The sequence below is a fragment of the Streptococcus sp. 10F2 genome (assembly GCF_054331515.2).
Window position 1 is genome coordinate 1 of record NZ_JBTGGE020000041.1, and the last position, 16,713, is coordinate 16,713.

A 16,713-nucleotide genomic window follows, 5' to 3' on the forward strand; every position below is an offset into this window, starting at 1 on the left:
ATTTCGTAGTTGCTTCCTTACTTGATTTGGCATTCTATCCACCTCCTTTAGCCTAAGTATAGCAAAAAAAGGATTTCGAAAGCTCAATTTAGGAGCTTTCGAAATCCTTAACTTAATGACATTGCGAATTCGTCTACCTTTTTTTTGTTTTTCCTAGAGAGTTTGAGATAGATATTAAAAATATCCTTGGGGTCAATCAGATAGGTATCTTCAACTGATAGAATTTTGGACAATTGTAATACTTGTTGATAGGTTGGAATCTGTGCTCCCGATTCCCACTGGACATATAAAGACCGTGGAATAGCCAGGATTTGATAGATATCTTCTTGACGAAGGTTCAATTCTAAGCGACGTTTTTTTAATTTTTTACTATCAAACATAGCGCTACTCCCACTTTATTTTTCCATTACTATAGCAAAATTTAAGGGTAAATACAATAAAAATATAGTTTGTTTTAGAAAAAAGGATTATGATTTTTTTCATGTCCGATAGAAGTGCTGGGACCGTGACCTGGAAAGACCAAATAATGATCTGGGAGAGGGAATAGCTGTTGTCGAATGGAGTTTAGTAGCTGCTCTTGATTTCCAGTTGGAAGGTCCCAACGACCTATCGTTTCCTTAAAAAGACAGTCTCCTGTTAAAACTGCTTCCTCCTCATCCCAAACCAGAGAGATTCCCCCTATGGAATGTCCAGGAGTAGCAAGAACTCTGAAAGAGAAATCTTGTAAGACGAGTTCCTTATCAGTTTCAAATGTAACTTCCGCAGGTTGGCAGATGATATTTGGTAAATCCTGATGTCGCTCTAAGCCTGATAAATTTTTAATTGGTTCTTGAAGCCAATCAGTTTCAAGAGGTGAGACATAGACAGGCGGATTTTGATAGCGTTTGCGAATTTCCTCCAGGGAAAAAATATGGTCATAGTGGGTGTGGGTTAAAAAGATAGCAATTAGAGGTTTATTGATTCGTTGTAATTGCATCAGAATTTGTTGCAAATCACTACCAGGATCGACCAAGATTACAGAAGTTTGAGATTCTAAGTAATAGGTATTTTCTCCAGCAAGTGCATTAAAGGATTGGTGAATTGGCATGGTATCCTCCTTTCCCAATTAGTATACCATGCCAGGGGTACATTCTACCTTAAAGATTACAGAGAAAATCTGACATTCTAGAAAATTTTGACCAATTTCAACTCTACTGCTATAATGTTTCATGTACTAAAATGAAAGATGGAGGAAGAGAATGAATACTCTACCAAATTGTCCAAAATGTAACTCTGAATATGTCTATGAAGATGGTGTTCTTTTGGTTTGCCCGGAATGTGCTTATGAATGGGATCCAAATGTTGAAGTAGAAGAAGGTGTGGTTGCCCTTGATGCGAACGGAGTAAAACTGACTGATGGGGATACAGTGACCCTAATCAAAGACCTAAAAGTTAAAGGGGCTCCGAAAGATTTGAAACAGGGAACCAAAGTGAAAAATATCCGCTTGGTTGAAGGCGACCACAATATCGATTGTAAAATTGATGGTTTTGGAGCCATGAAGTTGAAATCTGAATTTGTGAAAAAAGTCTAATGGCTAGTCGAAGAAAAATAATCCTATTTTATCGACTCCTCTTACTAATCCTTTCAACAATTGGCATTAGTTTGGAGCTCCTCGAAGATGGCTGGGGAATGCTGCTCTATTATACGGTTCAATCTAATATTCTTGTTTGGGGATTTCTCTACGCTACTTTGTGGACTTGGAATCAGAAGCGAACTCAGAATTTTTATCGGCTTAAGGCCGGTGTGACGATGGCTATCTTAATCACTTTTGTAGTCTACCACATCCTCTTATCACCAAGTGTTTCGTCAGAAGATTTTTATACCTTGAAAAATCTCCTTGTGCATTATGTGGTACCTCTAGCTTTTGTTGCAGATACTTTAATTTGGGATCAGGCTGGACAGTACCGTCTGGTAGATCCTTGGCTTTGGACCTTGTTTCCGATTTATTACTTAGCTTTTGCTTTGGTGAATGGCTTAGTTCTGAAATGGCCGATTCCCGGGGCTAAACACAGTCCCTTCGCTTATTTCTTTTTAGATGTTACGGAATATGGTTGGGCCTATGTATTTCAGTATGCAGTTTTTATTTTTCTAGCTTATCTGCTTGTAGGCTATCTTTTATTTGTTTTTAAAAATAAAATGAGGAAGCAAGCCGATAAGATTGTATAATGTCTTGCAAAAAAGACTAAAAGATGCTACTCTAGTTTAAGAAAAATTTCCTTTAATTCTGTCCTGTGAGGCAGACAAGGAGAGTCAGATGGAAGAAACTGAGTACAGTTTATTTTGTGGAGCCTCCTTGAATAAGGAGGCTTTTAGTTTTGAAAAAAGGAGAATTGAGTCATGCGGGTCAAGGAAGTGGTCGATGATGTAACACTTAAACGTGCAATTACACGGATTATCTACGAAATCATGGAACGCAATAAGGATTTGGACCAAGTTGTCTTAGTAGGAATTAAACGTAGAGGGGTCTATTTAGCCAAACGTATTCAAGAACGCTTGGAACAGTTGGAAGGGATTCAAATTCCTCTGGGTGAATTGGACACTCATCCTTTTCGAGATGACCAAAAAGGGGGAGAAGATACCTCCTATATTCCGTTTGATGTCGATAAACGAAATATTATTTTAGTGGATGATGTTCTCTATACAGGAAGGACAATTCGAGCAGCCATTGATGCCCTCATTAATCGTGGTAGACCTAATAAGGTTTCCTTGGCAGTTCTCGTGGATCGAGGACATCGGGAACTACCGATTCGGCCCGACTATGTTGGAAAAAATATTCCAACCAGTTCCAAGGAGAAAATTTCGGTTCAGTTGAGTGAATTGGATGGACAAGATTGTGTGCTGCTAAGTGAGGGGGAATAAAATGGCTCAGAAAACGAGGTCTGAGCGATGGGTGAGGGCTCGGATAAGTAGTTGGCTGAGTCTATCTTGGCAAGAGTTTTTTGCCCAACCAGTTTTATTAGAATCTACGATTGAGGTAGTCTATGTCTAAGCCAGTTGTTTTAATTACGGGGGCTTCTAGTGGGATAGGAGAGGCGACGGCAAGACATTTGGCGCAACAAGGTTCCCTGGCTCTTGTCTTAGTTGCAAGAAATCAACAAAAATTAGATCAGTTAGCCCAGGAACTATCGTCGAAGCATGCAGTTGATGTTGTTACTCATCCTTTCGATTTGACACAAGTCGATGCAATTTCAGAATGCCTACAGGTAGCCCTTCAGCATTTTGGTCGATTAGATGTAGTATTGCATGTGGCTGGAGCTGCTGATTTTAAGCCTGCATTAGATTTTACACTACAAGAAGTAGAAAGAGAATTTCAACTGAATACTTTATCTGGAATTCGGTTATCACAGGTAGCTGCTCAACAGATGTTACAGCAAGGTGGTGGTAAAATCATCATTGTAGCTTCTATGTCTGGAAAATTACCGACACCTCAGTCTTCTGTATATGCAGCAAGCAAGAGTGCGATGATGACTTATGCAGCAGTATTGGGAATGGAATTGGAGGATTCTGGTGTCCAAGTAACAGTTGTGAATCCAGGACCTGTTAAAACTGCGTTTTTTGATCATAGTCCGGCCATGCAGACTTATATTCAAAATGTAGAGCGATTTGCCCTAGAAGCTCATCAGGTAGCTAAACTCCTAGCAGAGCTGATATGGCAAACGAAAAAGCTACCTTATGAGGTAAATTTACCTTTTGCCATGCGTCTAGCCTATCTGGGACATCGTATGTGTCCAAGATTAGCTCGCTGGCTGACACTACGCTTCGCAAATTTTAAATAAGAGTTACGAATGAACTAAATGGAGGGAGGTAAGTGATGACAAAAAGACTACTGATTTTGGAAAATGGGCAGGTCTTTGAGGGGAGTCCTTTAGGAGCAGATCAGGATGTTACAGGTAGTATCGTACTGTCACATCATACAAGTGGTCATCAGGAAATTATTTCCAATCAAACCTATAGTGGGCAACTTTTGACCTTCACTTATCCGCGAGTGGGCAATACAGGTTTTCAGCGTGAACTAGATGAGTCCCTTCAGCCTTCCTGTCGTGCCGTTATTGTAGCGGACTATCGTCGCAAGGGCTCCTTTTGGAAACAGGAGCAAGATCTTGATGCGTACCTCAAAGCTAAAGGAATTACGGGGATTCAGGGGGTAGACACCCGTGCTTTGGCCCGAATATTAACCAAACAAGGTCCGATGAAGGCTACGATTGCTGATGAAGGAGATAGTCTACATCATCTCTTGGATCAACTCGTAGCAACAGTTTTACCGAAGGATGATGCTCGGCAAGCTTCCACAAGAGATCCATTCCCTGTTCCAGGAGTGGGGAAAAATATTGTTCTCTTAGATTTTGGTGTTAAGCATTCTTTGTTGAGAGAATTGTCCAAGCGGGAGAGCAATCTTATTGTCTTACCGTTTGATACCTCTCTTGAACGAATTCTTCTGTACCAACCAGATGCGATCGTTTTGTCGAGTGGTCCAGGAAATCCTCGTTATTTAGCAAGTCAGGATTTGTTGGAGAAATTGTTGCGTCTGCAAGAGACCTATCCAATGTTAGCTATCGGCTTGGGACATCTGCTCTTAGCTTTAGCCAATCAAGCAGATGTAGCTGACCTTCCCTATGGAGAGACGGGGAAACAAGCCTTGTATGAGCCCTTAACCAATCAAGTGACCATTGCAGATTACCACCATCATTACCCGATCAAAAGGAAGAATTTTCCCAAGCATCTATTAGCCACCCATATAACCTTAGATCAAGATTATGTTGTGGGGTATCGTCATCGTTGGCGCCCGGTTATCTCTGTTCAGTTCTCGCCAGAAGGATCACCAGGTCCTCATGATTTTAGATATTTGATGGATGAATTTTTCACCTTATTGGAGTAAGGAGGATTTGAATGAAGAAGCTAGTCTTGACACCAAGGGAATTGAATCAGAACCAAGAACGAACATTGAATCGTCTATTGCAAAAGCATAAAAATTGGATTCATCATTCTTTTGAAAATTTAGAGAACTTACTTCAAGCTTTAGTGGAGCAACCGGATTATACAATTGTTCCTTTGTTTTTAGATCGTGATTTAATTGATGTTCTGATCGAAGTGCAAAAATTAGAAGCTTGGTCGCAGATGAAGGATCGCTGGCATATTTATCCCGCTAAGTCTTTAGAGTATCTTCTGCATCCAGAATTATTTCAGGCACAATTGAAGCAATTAGATTTGAATATGACGAATAGTCAGTTGATTTATGGATGGGAAGATTTGAAGGAACGTTTGCAAGAACTCTCTTTCCCTGTTCTTCTTCGAGACTCTCTTCAAATGCATGGTCAAGAGCCGATGACAGTTTCCAATACGGAAGAACTTTTAGCCGCCTATGAACATTTCCAAGACCTAGTGTTGCCTCTTCCCTATTATATAGAGAGTCCTATGAAAGGCTTAAGGGAGATTGAGCTAGTATTGGTACGCGATTCATTTGACTCTAGCTTTATTGTAGGGACTGCAGAACATATTGAACCAGTTGGGCAACACCGAGAAGATGCGACGCTTGTTTTTCCCGCTCAGACATTGTCAGATTCCGACTTACAATTTTTAAGAAATTATTCGATTCGTCTTGCTAGAGGACTTCGTTTACAAGGATCTATCTCCTTACGTTTTGCATGGAATCCAGATAAAAAGCAAGCCTTTTTATTACAAGTTGGTTTGGGTTTAAATGATAGTGCCTTGATGATGAGTCAAATTTTACGCTTACCGATGGCAGAGCTAATGTTGCATATTTTGGAAGGTCAGTCGCTTCAAACGATGCCGAGTTGGAAGGCCGGTGAGCCGGCTATGGATTATTTAGTAGCTCGCTTTCCACTAGACTTTCACCATCCACGGTTACTAACTGGAGCTTTACGACGGCAGTCGACAGGACAATTTTATGCTTATGCCCGTAATTTAGAAGCAGTTCTTTTGAAAGGTTTAGCGGTATTAGAGGCGAGATTGGAGCATCCTCTGGAGCGAATGAGTGAGGAAGACCTAGTGGACCATCTTGTTCGTCAACAATCGGATCGTTTGTTATATCTTTTGGAGGGGTTGCGAAGGGGATTGACAGCTTCTTACATTCAAGGGCTAACCCATATCGATCCGCTATTTTTAGAAGCCCTAGAGTCTGTTGTAGCCTTAGAAGAACGATTGGTTCAAAATCCTGGAGATCTAACATTACTGAGACAAGCGAAGGTTGTAGGTTTATCGGATTTGCGGATTGCTAAGTTATGGGATGAAGCAGAGGAGACGATTTGGGATTTGCGTGTGTCAGAAGGTATTCTCCCGACGTATAAGGAAATTGAGGGATGGGTTGGTTTTACCACAGCTTATTACTCGAGTTATGAACTAGAAAATGAGGCTGAGCCAAGTATTCATCCAAGTACGGTTTTTCTTTACTCAGATCAAGATCCTTGGTTAGGACAAGAGCTTTGGAAGGAATCCATCTTAGTCGGTAGCAATAGCCCTTTGGAGGCTGGAATGAAGCAATATTTAGAACCCTTAAGTCCAGAATTAATTGATCAAGTATTGTTGTTGGAGAAACCTGATAAACTTTACGGTAGTCCAGAAATTCGAAGCTTGAAGTTACGTCCTCTGTATACTCGTCAAGGCTTTGATTAAAAAAAGTAAAAGCTGTCAAGTTTTTTTCTTGACAGCTTTTTAAGAAGGTGTTAGAATAACTATTGTTGAGTTTCCTTAACAAAAGAAAAAGTTTAGAAAAGAGAATTTATAAAATGGCAGTTAAAATTCGTTTGACTCGTATGGGTTCTAAAAAGAAACCTTTCTACCGTATCAATGTTGCAGATTCACGTGCTCCACGTGATGGACGTTTCATCGAAACAGTCGGAACTTATAACCCACTTGTTGAAGAAAATCAAGTGACTCTTAAAGAAGAGCGCGTTTTGGCATGGTTGGCTAATGGTGCACAACCATCTGATACAGTACGTAACATTCTTTCAAAAGCTGGAATCATGCAGAAATTCCACGAGTCAAAATACTCTAAATAAAGGTTAGCTTATGGACACGATTGAAAATCTCATTATTGCAATTGTGAAACCTTTGATTTCACATCCAGATCAATTGACGATCCGTATCGAAGATACGCCTGAATTTCTGGAGTATCATTTGGACTTGCATCCATCAGATGTAGGACGTGTAATCGGTCGGAAAGGTCGGACTATCTCAGCGATAAGGACGATTGTTTATTCGGTCCCAATCCATTCAAAAAAAGTTCGGATTGTCATTGATGAGCAAGACTAATCTTGCTTGAATCAGTTCGAATCTTTGAAGAAGCTACTTTGCTGGGACCACGGTCCCAGCTTTTTTATTCAAATTGGAGAGAATAGATGGAATATCTAAATGTTGGAACCATTGTCAATACCCAAGGTTTACAGGGGGAGATGCGGGTTCTATCAGTAACCGATTTTTCAGAAGAACGCTTTAAAAAAGGAAGTCAGTTAGCTCTATTTGATCCCAAGGGTCAATTTGTTCAGAGGGTAGAGATTCATAGCCATCGTAAAGTCAAGCAATTCGATATCATTAAATTTAAGGGTATGTACCACATCAATGATATTGAGAAATATAAAACCTATACATTAAAAATTGCGGTTGAAGATTTGAGTGACTTAGAAGAAGGAGCCTTTTACTACCATGAAATTATTGGCCTTCCAGTCTATGAAAATGAGGAATTTCTAGGGGAAATCAAGGAAATTTTACAACCTGGCGCCAATGATGTCTGGGTCGTGAAAAGAAAAGGAAAGAATGATCTACTCCTACCCTATATCCCATCAGTAGTCCTAGAGGTAGATTTGGAAGCTGGTCGGGTACTGGTTGAGATACCGGAAGGATTGGATGATGAAAATTGATATTTTGACCCTTTTTCCGGAAATGTTTTCGCCTTTGGAGCACTCTATTGTGGGGAAAGCTAGGGATAAAGGTCTTTTGGAGATAACTTACCATAACTTTCGGGAATCGGCAGAGAAAGCTCGTCATGTCGATGATGAGCCGTATGGAGGAGGTCAGGGGATGTTACTTCGGGCCCAACCCATTTATGATGCTATTGAAGGAATCCAAGGTCGCGAACAGGCACGGGTGATTCTTTTGGATCCTGCTGGTCGTTCTTTTGATCAAACCTATGCAGAGGAACTCTCTAAAGAAGAGCGGCTTATTTTTATTTGTGGGCATTACGAGGGCTATGATGAGCGGATTAAGCCCTTGGTGACTGATGAAATTTCCTTGGGAGATTATGTTTTAACAGGAGGAGAATTGGCGGCTATGACTATTATTGATGCCACTGTCCGTCTTGTTCCACAAGTTATTGGTAAAGAAAGTAGTCATACAGATGATAGTTTCTCATCAGGCCTCTTAGAGTATCCTCAGTATACACGCCCTTATGATTTCCGAGGGATGACTGTACCGGACGTTTTGATGAGTGGACATCATGAGCATATCCGTCAATGGCGTCTGTTCCAAAGTTTGAAAAAAACCTTGAACAGACGACCAGATTTATTAGAAGGCTATGACTTATCCAAGGAAGAAGAGAAATTTTTGCAGCTTATCAAAGAAAATCGAGAAATCGATGAATTCTTTTAAGGAATTCCTTGACAAGGTTCCTAGTGTTCTGTATAATATAATAGATTTTAACTTGAAGGGAGTGAGATGGAATGTCAAAAACAGTGGTACGTAAGAATGAATCATTAGATGATGCACTTCGTCGATTCAAGCGTGCGGTTACTAAAGCTGGTACTCTTCAAGAAACACGTAAACGTGAATTCTATGAAAAACCTTCTGTAAAACGTAAACGTAAATCAGAAGCAGCTCGTAAACGTAAGAAATTCTAATAGTGAAAGCAGTCCTTTGGGATTGCTTTTTTCTGCTATTTATTGCAAAAAAAAGTTGAGACCTAGGTCCCAACTGATTGAATCTTATTATTTTTTCTCAAGAAGAGCTTTGATATCTTGAAGTAATTCAACTTCAGATGGTCCAGCAGCTTCTTCTTCTTCAGCATTTTTAGCACCCAATGCTTGTGCTTTTTCAACAGCTTTCACTACGAAGAAGAGAACTGTACCGATGATCAAGAAATTGATGATGGCACTTAGGAAGTTACCGTATGCAATACCATTCCAAGAAAGGTCAGCGATTTTTTCAACTTGAGCTGCTTTCAAAGCTGGATTCAAGAAGAGAGGTGTCAATACATCTTCTACCAAGGAAGTAATAATTTGTCCAAAAGCAGCCCCGATAATAACGGCTACAGCAAGGTCAACAACATTTCCACGTAAGAGGAAATCTTTCAATTCTTTTAACATCAGAATCTCCATTCTTTTATTTGATACGAATTCATTATAGCTAAGTAAGATTAAAAAAACAATGAATTTGCTTGATTTTTTAAGAGAAAACAAGGAACGGTATGTTTTACAAAAGTTGCTATTTAGGATAAAATGAAGGAATAGTAGTCGGAAGGAGGGCATATGGTTTCAACACAAGAGATTCAAGATTTAAAGAATCGTGTGAACATTGTGGATATTATCGGAGATTACCTTCCACTGACCAAGGCTGGCCGTAATTATTTGGGACTTTGTCCTTTTCATGGAGAAAAAACGCCTTCTTTTAACGTCAACCAGGAAAAGCAATTTTACCATTGTTTTGGTTGTGGCAAGTCAGGAGATGTCTTCCGTTTTATTGAAGAAATCGATGGAATTCCTTTTATGGAAGCTGTTGCCAAGGTGGCACAGTTTAACGGAGAAACCATTGACGTTTCTTTTGCAAGACAAACGAAAGCCAAGCCACCTTCTATTGAAGGAGACTTGATAGCCCTGCATCAAGAAGCTGCGACTTTTTACCAAGCGATTTTGCTGACATCGACTATGGGGAAAGAAGCGCTAGCTTATTTGGAATCACGTGGTCTGTCTCGTAAGGATATTGAATATTTTGGAATTGGATTAGCACCTGCTAGAGGAAGTTTTCTTTATGATCGGGTGAGTCAAAAATTCGATTTTACGGAAGACCGCTATTTAGATTCTGGTCTCTTTCATATTGAGCAGAATCGTTTGGTTGATTCGTTTTATGATCGTATCATGTTTCCTTTAACGAATGTTAAGGGCCAAGTTATTGGTTTCTCCGGTCGGATTTTTGGAAATTCTTCAGACCAACAGGCTAAATACAAAAACAGCCGACGGACTAAGATTTTTAATAAGAGTTTTGAATTCTATCATTTGAATCAAGCACTTCCTCATATTAAGAAGAGTAAAGAAGTTTATCTGACGGAAGGATTTATGGATGTCATTGCTGCTTATCGTGCAGGTGTTCCTAATGTCATCGCAACGATGGGGACCGCCTTGACTTCCGAACATGTCCAACGTTTACGGGCTTATAACCCGACTGTGATTCTAGCTTATGATGGAGATGATGCCGGACAGGCAGCTATTGAGAAATCCATTCAAGAATTAAAAGGTTTTTCAGTAGAGGTTGTACGCTTTTCCCAAGGGATGGATCCGGATGAATTTCTTCAAGCGCATTCTCCAGGAGAGTTGCGTTCCTGCTTGGAGGAGACTCGTATGGATTCCGTTGAGTTTTTGATGGACTATTACCGTCCGGCAAACCTTCAAGGAGTTCAAGCTCAATTAGCTTATGTTGAGCAGTTGGTTCCCTATATTGCAACTCTACCTACCGATTTACTGAGAGAAGTTTATACCAGGAAGCTAATCCAAGAGGCTCCAGCTTTTGATCAAATCCAAGTGGAGCAGCTAGTCGCTAAAGCTCGTGTTCAAGGAGCAGCTGGCTCAGTCAATCAGGTGCGAATAGCTCCGGTAGAGATACCGATAAGTCTTCCTCAGAGTAGGTTAATCCATACCGAGAGGCAGCTGCTTCATCGCTTCATCCACCATAGCTCCCTATTAAATGAATTTCGTTTTTTGGAAAATTTTCACTTTGTTGAAAAAGATCATGAAGATCTCTATCAACTATTGTTAAAAAAAAGGCAATTAACCAGCCAAGATTTGGATGAAGAGACAGAAGCAATCAATCGTTTATGGTATCAAATTCTAGAAATGAATTTACCTCCTCAAATTGGGGATGAGGAGATTGAGCAATTATTACAAACCCAAGAATTAGAAAAGTATAAACAAAAAAATAAAGAAATTGTTAAGACGATTCAAGCAGCCTCGCAGCTTGGACAGCATGATCAGGCTGCACTTGACTTAAATGAACTAATTGCCCAAAAAAGAAAAATGGAGTAAGGAATGGCTAAAAAACAAAAAGAAGTAACAACATTAGATGTTCAAATAGCAGATTTTATTCGGAATCATAAGCTTTCCGGAACTGCAACAGATGAGGAAATTAATAGCTCTCTTATAATCCCTTTTAGTTTAGATGCTGACGGGATTGATAATCTTTTGCAACGAATTCAAGATGCAGGTATTGCAATCACGGATAAAGATGGAAATCCAAGCCAACGTGTTTTGGCAGCCGAGGAAGAGGAAAAGGATTTGTCGGATGAGGAGTTGCTTGGAAGCAATTCAGCTAAGGTCAACGATCCTGTCCGGATGTATTTGAAAGAAATTGGGGTTGTGCCTCTTTTAACCAATGATGAAGAACAAGAATTAGCTATTTTAGTGGAACAAGGTGACTTAGAAGCTAAGCAACGCTTAGCTGAAGCCAATCTACGTTTAGTCGTGTCCATTGCAAAACGCTACGTAGGACGTGGTATGCAATTCCTAGATTTGATTCAGGAAGGAAATATGGGCTTGATGAAAGCGGTGGATAAGTTTGATCATACTAAAGGCTTTAAATTTTCAACTTATGCAACTTGGTGGATTCGCCAAGCCATTACTCGGGCCATTGCAGATCAAGCAAGAACCATTCGGATTCCGGTACATATGGTTGAAACAATTAATAAACTGGTCCGAGAGCAACGGACATTGCTTCAAGAATTAGGACAGGATCCTACTCCAGAACAAATTGCTGAACGCATGGATATGACGCCAGATAAGGTTCGTGAAATTTTGAAAATTGCTCAGGAACCGGTCTCACTTGAAACTCCAATTGGAGAAGAAGACGACAGCCATTTGGGAGATTTTATTGAAGATGAGGTCATTGAAAATCCAGTTGATTATACGACCCGTGTTGTCCTTCGTGAACAATTGGATGAAGTCTTAGATACGCTTACAGATAGAGAAGAGAATGTGCTCCGTCTTCGTTTTGGTTTAGATGATGGCAAAATGCGCACACTTGAGGATGTTGGTAAAGTTTTCAATGTTACTCGCGAACGGATTCGTCAAATTGAAGCAAAAGCCTTGCGTAAACTTCGACAACCAAGTCGTTCAAAACCACTGCGTGACTTTATTGAAGATTAGGGAGAATTCATGGCTTATACAGAAGTAGAAGTGGAAGAAATTAAAACCAAGATTCTTCATGCCTTGGAAGAGGTCATGGATCCAGAATTAGGAATTGATATTGTAAATTTGGGTCTAGTCTATGAAATTCGATTTGAGCCAGAAACAGGTCATACGGAAATTGATATGACCTTAACAACGATGGGATGTCCTTTAGCAGACTTATTAACCTCACAGATCTATGATGTTCTTCGACCACTTGAAGAGGTTCAGAAAGTAGATGTCAAGCTTGTTTGGTATCCAGCTTGGACAGTTGAAAAAATGAGTCGTTACGCACGGATTGCATTGGGGATTAAATAAGAAATAAGGAGAGAGCAGAAAGGAATTCTGATACTTGCAACAGTTTTGTTTTCTAACTCCCCCACGGTTTATTAGAACAGATAGAGACGGCTCATAGAGCTAGTAGATTGTATTGACTAAAAAACAGCAAAGTCTTGCTACAACACAGGGAGTGATTGTTGCTTGGTTCAATTGATGACTTTGTCACATATTTATGATTCACTAATATTTTGAGGTTGCAGCTTGAGCTCAGCCTCTTTTTTGATGCTAGATGTTGGGGTATACCTGGCTGTTGTTTAATATGTAAGTTCATTCTTCTAAACAAAAGGACTAGATATAGTGTTAAAAATCAAAACAACACTAGATGTTGATTTTTTACTTGTGAAGTGATACACTAGTTCTATTCGTAAAAAGGAGGATTATTAGATGAAGAATCGTGTAGACAATTTGCAACGCTTAACTGTGAAGAAGCGTGATGGTCGATCGATTGCTTTTGACTTTCAAAAGTTATGTCTAAGCCTCGAACGTAGTAATCAAGACTTGGAAAGACTTTTGTCTCAGCAGGATTTACAGGAAGTCCTGCAAGGTTTAGAAGAGAGACTCTTGCAGTTGGATGTAGATGTCCTTTCTGCAGTAGATCTTCGACAATTGGTGGTAGACTTTCTCTTAAATGTGAAACAAGAAGAGCTACTTGCGGCTTACCAATTGTATGCGGAGAAAAAAGAGCAAGAGCGCTCAGAATCCTTAGACATCAATCAAGCCATTTATAAGCTCTTAGATCAAGATAGTCATTTGGTCAATGAAAATGCCAATAAGGATGCGGAAGTTTTCAACACTCAAAGAGATTTGACAGCAGGTGTTGTCGGAAAAGCTATTGGCCTGAAACTTTTACCGCCACATATAGCGAATGCCCACCAAAAAGGACTTATTCATTTTCATGATTTGGATTATAGCCCCTATACTCCTATGACCAATTGTTGTTTAATTGATTTTGAAGGAATGTTCGCGAAAGGCTTTAAAATTGGAAATGCAGAGGTTGAGCCCCCTAAATCGATTCAAACAGCAACTGCACAAATTTCTCAAATTATTGCCAATGTTTCCTCCAGTCAGTATGGCGGCTGTTCTGCAGATCGGATTGATCAAATCCTAGCTCCTTATGCGGAACTTAATTATCAGAAGCATCTGAAAGATGCAAAGGAATGGGTCCAGGAAGGAAAGTTAGAACAGTATGCCCGTGTAAAAACGAAAAAAGATATTTATGATGCCATGCAATCTTTGGAGTATGAAATTAATACTCTCTTTACCTCCAATGGACAGACTCCTTTCACATCACTTGGATTTGGCTTGGGTACATCGTGGTTTGAAAGGGAAATTCAGAAAGCGATTTTGAATATTCGCATCCAGGGATTGGGACGAGAAGGGCGAACAGCTATCTTTCCTAAATTGATTTTTACCTTAAAAAAAGGATTGAACTTAGAGCCAGGAAGCCCCAACTATGATATTAAGGAGTTAGCTCTGGAATGTGCGACCAAGCGTATGTATCCGGATATTCTGTCTTATGATAGGATTGTGGATTTAACCGGTTCCTTTAAGGTCCCTATGGGGTGCCGTTCTTTTCTCCAAGGTTGGAAAGATGAGCAAGGAGTAGAAGTGAACGCTGGACGTATGAATCTTGGTGTGGTTACTGTCAATTTACCGAGAATTGCCTTGGAAACCAGTGGTGATAAAGTTGCTTTTTGGAAACTCTTTCGTGAGCGAATGGAACTTGCCAAAGATGCTTTGGTGTATCGAATCAAGAGGGTTAAGGAGGCAAGTCCGGCTAATGCGCCTATTCTCTATCAATTTGGTGCTTTCGGGAAACGCTTAGCACGGGAAGATTCTGTGGATCAGGTCTTTCGCAATTGCAGAGCCACTATTTCCCTTGGATATATTGGTCTGTATGAAGTGGCGAGTGTTTTTTATGGTGGAGACTGGGAAGATAATCCAGAAGCGAAAACCTTTACTTTGGATATTATTCGTGAGATGAAATCCTTGACTGAGACCTGGTCAGAGATATACGGCTATCATTTTTCAGTTTATTCAACTCCATCTGAAAGTTTAACAGATCGCTTTTGTCGTTTGGATACTGAAAAATTTGGCCTCATTGAAAATGTGACCGATAAAGAATATTACACAAACAGTTTTCATTATGATGTGCGGAAAAATCCAACTCCTTTTGAAAAATTAGATTTTGAAAAAGATTATCCAGCAGCCGGGGCAACAGGTGGTTTTATTCATTATTGTGAATACCCTGTTCTCCAACAAAATCCTAAAGCCTTAGAAGCAGTTTGGGATTACGCTTATGATCGGGTTGGTTATTTAGGGACCAATACTCCTATTGACCATTGTTACGCTTGTGGTTTTTCTGGCGATTTTGAACCAACTGAGAAGGGATTTCGCTGTCCTTCTTGTGGTATGACAGATCCTAAAATGGTTGATGTTGTAAAGCGAACTTGTGGCTATTTAGGAAATCCGCAGGCTAGACCCATGGTTCGAGGGCGACACAAGGAAATTACAGCCCGTGTGAAACACATGAATGGCTCAAGCCTTTAATAAGGGGGATTTATGAATAATCCAAAACCCCAAGAATGGCGAAGTGAAGAACTTAGTCAAGGTCGTATTATGGATTACAAGGCCTTTAACTTTGTAGATGGAGAAGGAGTTCGCTGTTCTCTCTATGTTAGCGGTTGTCTTTTTCATTGTTCTGGTTGTTACAATGTCGCAACCTGGTCCTTCTCTGCAGGAATCCCTTATACTTTGGATCTAGAAGAACAAATTATGGAAGATCTTGCCCAACCGTATGTTCAAGGCCTAACGCTTTTAGGTGGAGAACCCTTCCTGAATACAGGAATTCTTCTACCTCTAGTTAAGCGAATTCGAAATGAATTACCAACCAAAGATATCTGGTCTTGGACAGGCTATACATGGGAGGAACTTGCCCTCGAAACACCTGACAAGTTGGAACTTTTGAAGCATATTGACATCTTGGTTGATGGACGTTACGATATGAGTAAACGAAATATGGCTCTTCAATTTAGAGGTTCATCCAATCAGCGAATCATAGATGTCCCCAAGTCACTTGCAGCGAAGCAGATTATACTTTGGGAAAACTTGAGGGAGTAGTAATTCCACTAGTTTCCTGTTAGAGGCTGACTTTTTCCGTATTAGAGAAGTCACTAAAGAGATTATCATGCAAGCGAAGGTTCCATTGATTGTCGAACGCCGACCACTCCGATTTAGGAGTGGTTTTTGGTTTATCTAACAATAAAAGGAATTATATTAAATTTCGTTTAGGGTCGGGTTTTTTCAAAAAGTTATAGAAAGTTACAAGAAAGAATTGGGAAGTAAACAATAAAAAACCTTGATTTCTCAAGGTTTTTATGAAGTTATAGGAAGTTTTAGAAACTTACAAGAAGTTAAGATGGAGCCGGTGGGAGTCGAACCCACGTCCAAACACCTGCCAACATATTTGTCTACAACCATAGGCTATGTCTTCATTTAACAGTTACTCCACACATAGCTCAAGTGAAGTAGCTGCGAGCCTATTCATCTCTTATGAAAGTACTAGGCTGACTTTCATCGTAGCTTGCTAATAATAAGACCGTAGTTCAACACAAGCAATCAAACCTTGGTCACGCCTGCTGGTTTTTAGGCAGCTAGAGCGTAAGAAGTGTTATTTTTTGCAGTTATATTTAACTGGCATTTTTACATCTGCCGATGAGTCGCAAAATATGCCTCATAATGCCTGTCGAATCCGTAACGACCCCTTACATTACTTGATAAGTATATCATTCTTTCACTTGAAAAGCTAGAAAAAACCACGATGTTAACTCAATGTCATTAAGTTAAGACTTAGAATCTAAAATAAGACCACTTTGGAAGTTCAAATTGATATCTGACTTTCGAAAGTGGTCTTTTTGTGCATGCCAAATAAAGGTTTTTATGACCTTTTTTAAA

General features: G+C 39.9%; 20 protein-coding genes and 1 other RNA gene. 17 read left to right on the forward strand and 4 right to left on the reverse strand.

Features of this window, described 5'->3' with window-relative positions; all coding sequences use genetic code 11:
• Positions 1 to 107: 107 nt before the first annotated feature.
• Positions 108 to 380 (reverse strand): helix-turn-helix domain-containing protein, encoded by a 273-nt coding sequence (locus ACXM1Q_RS07085; protein WP_458517465.1) that lies wholly within the window; start codon positions 378 to 380, stop codon positions 108 to 110.
• 74 nt (positions 381 to 454) lie between these two features.
• Positions 455 to 1,087: an MBL fold metallo-hydrolase gene (locus tag ACXM1Q_RS07090; RefSeq protein ID WP_458517466.1), complete on the reverse strand. Its 633-nt coding sequence runs from the start codon at positions 1,085 to 1,087 to the stop codon at positions 455 to 457.
• Between the two features lie 151 nt (positions 1,088 to 1,238).
• On the opposite strand from ACXM1Q_RS07090, the gene ACXM1Q_RS07095 reads away from it, so the two are divergent.
• The 12 genes from ACXM1Q_RS07095 (at position 1,239) to rpsU (ending at position 8,889) form a co-directional block, all read left to right on the forward strand.
• The gene (locus ACXM1Q_RS07095; protein ID WP_458517467.1) at positions 1,239 to 1,571 is read left to right on the forward strand and encodes a zinc ribbon domain-containing protein YjdM; all 333 of its coding nucleotides are present in this window, start codon (positions 1,239 to 1,241) and stop codon (positions 1,569 to 1,571) included.
• Positions 1,571 to 2,206 (forward strand): Pr6Pr family membrane protein, encoded by a 636-nt coding sequence (locus tag ACXM1Q_RS07100; protein WP_458517468.1) that lies wholly within the window; start codon positions 1,571 to 1,573, stop codon positions 2,204 to 2,206. The genes ACXM1Q_RS07095 and ACXM1Q_RS07100 overlap by 1 nt, the downstream gene beginning before the upstream one ends.
• A 171-nt stretch (positions 2,207 to 2,377) precedes the next feature.
• Positions 2,378 to 2,899, forward strand: a complete 522-nt coding sequence (gene pyrR / locus ACXM1Q_RS07105; RefSeq protein ID WP_135036819.1) for a bifunctional pyr operon transcriptional regulator/uracil phosphoribosyltransferase PyrR — start codon at positions 2,378 to 2,380, stop codon at positions 2,897 to 2,899.
• Position 2,900: 1 nt separating this feature from the next.
• Positions 2,901 to 3,029, forward strand: coding sequence for a hypothetical protein (locus ACXM1Q_RS07110; RefSeq protein WP_458517469.1), 129 nt, complete (start codon positions 2,901 to 2,903; stop codon positions 3,027 to 3,029).
• A complete protein-coding gene (locus ACXM1Q_RS07115) occupies positions 3,022 to 3,816 on the forward strand; it encodes an SDR family NAD(P)-dependent oxidoreductase (RefSeq protein WP_458517470.1) in 795 nt (264 codons plus the stop codon). Before ACXM1Q_RS07110 ends, ACXM1Q_RS07115 begins: the two co-directional genes overlap by 8 nt.
• Positions 3,817 to 3,851: 35 nt before the next feature.
• Positions 3,852 to 4,916: a carbamoyl phosphate synthase small subunit gene (locus tag ACXM1Q_RS07120; RefSeq protein WP_458517471.1), complete on the forward strand. Its 1,065-nt coding sequence runs from the start codon at positions 3,852 to 3,854 to the stop codon at positions 4,914 to 4,916.
• An 11-nt stretch (positions 4,917 to 4,927) separates the two neighbouring features.
• Positions 4,928 to 6,670: an ATP-binding protein gene (locus tag ACXM1Q_RS07125; protein WP_458517472.1), complete on the forward strand. Its 1,743-nt coding sequence runs from the start codon at positions 4,928 to 4,930 to the stop codon at positions 6,668 to 6,670.
• 113 nt (positions 6,671 to 6,783) lie between these two features.
• Positions 6,784 to 7,056 carry a 30S ribosomal protein S16 gene (gene rpsP, locus ACXM1Q_RS07130; protein WP_458517473.1) on the forward strand — a complete coding sequence of 91 codons (273 nt, stop codon included), beginning with the start codon at positions 6,784 to 6,786 and terminating at the stop codon, positions 7,054 to 7,056.
• 10 nt (positions 7,057 to 7,066) lie between these two features.
• Positions 7,067 to 7,309, forward strand: coding sequence for a KH domain-containing protein (locus ACXM1Q_RS07135; RefSeq protein ID WP_458517474.1), 243 nt, complete (start codon positions 7,067 to 7,069; stop codon positions 7,307 to 7,309).
• A gap of 86 nt (positions 7,310 to 7,395) precedes the next feature.
• On the forward strand, positions 7,396 to 7,914 hold the full coding sequence (gene rimM, locus ACXM1Q_RS07140) for a ribosome maturation factor RimM (protein ID WP_458517475.1): 519 nt from the start codon (positions 7,396 to 7,398) through the stop codon (positions 7,912 to 7,914).
• The gene (trmD, locus tag ACXM1Q_RS07145; protein WP_135036878.1) at positions 7,904 to 8,641 is read left to right on the forward strand and encodes a tRNA (guanosine(37)-N1)-methyltransferase TrmD; all 738 of its coding nucleotides are present in this window, start codon (positions 7,904 to 7,906) and stop codon (positions 8,639 to 8,641) included. Before rimM ends, trmD begins: the two co-directional genes overlap by 11 nt.
• Before the next feature lie 71 nt (positions 8,642 to 8,712).
• Entirely contained in the window at positions 8,713 to 8,889 is a 177-nt protein-coding gene (gene rpsU / locus ACXM1Q_RS07150) for a 30S ribosomal protein S21 (RefSeq protein WP_000048054.1), read from the forward strand.
• An 87-nt stretch (positions 8,890 to 8,976) separates the two neighbouring features.
• Here the strand turns inward: rpsU and mscL are convergent, their stop codons facing one another.
• Positions 8,977 to 9,354, reverse strand: a complete 378-nt coding sequence (gene mscL / locus ACXM1Q_RS07155; protein WP_458517476.1) for a large conductance mechanosensitive channel protein MscL — start codon at positions 9,352 to 9,354, stop codon at positions 8,977 to 8,979.
• 162 nt (positions 9,355 to 9,516) lie between these two features.
• On the opposite strand from mscL, the gene dnaG reads away from it, so the two are divergent.
• From dnaG to nrdG, 5 genes are all read left to right on the forward strand, one after another.
• Complete coding sequence (gene dnaG / locus ACXM1Q_RS07160) at positions 9,517 to 11,283, forward strand: DNA primase (protein WP_458517477.1); 1,767 nt, start codon at positions 9,517 to 9,519, stop codon at positions 11,281 to 11,283.
• 3 nt (positions 11,284 to 11,286) lie between these two features.
• A complete protein-coding gene (gene rpoD / locus ACXM1Q_RS07165; RefSeq protein ID WP_135036846.1) occupies positions 11,287 to 12,399 on the forward strand; it encodes an RNA polymerase sigma factor RpoD in 1,113 nt (370 codons plus the stop codon).
• A gap of 9 nt (positions 12,400 to 12,408) precedes the next feature.
• Entirely contained in the window at positions 12,409 to 12,738 is a 330-nt protein-coding gene (locus tag ACXM1Q_RS07170; RefSeq protein ID WP_458517478.1) for a metal-sulfur cluster assembly factor, read from the forward strand.
• 405 nt (positions 12,739 to 13,143) lie between these two features.
• Positions 13,144 to 15,309, forward strand: coding sequence for an anaerobic ribonucleoside-triphosphate reductase (nrdD, locus tag ACXM1Q_RS07175; RefSeq protein WP_458517479.1), 2,166 nt, complete (start codon positions 13,144 to 13,146; stop codon positions 15,307 to 15,309).
• 12 nt (positions 15,310 to 15,321) lie between these two features.
• Entirely contained in the window at positions 15,322 to 15,879 is a 558-nt protein-coding gene (gene nrdG / locus ACXM1Q_RS07180; RefSeq protein ID WP_458517480.1) for an anaerobic ribonucleoside-triphosphate reductase activating protein, read from the forward strand.
• 296 nt (positions 15,880 to 16,175) lie between these two features.
• Here nrdG and ssrA read toward each other — a convergent pair.
• Positions 16,176 to 16,523: a transfer-messenger RNA gene (gene ssrA, locus ACXM1Q_RS07185) on the reverse strand.
• Between the last annotated feature and the right edge of the window lie 190 nt (positions 16,524 to 16,713).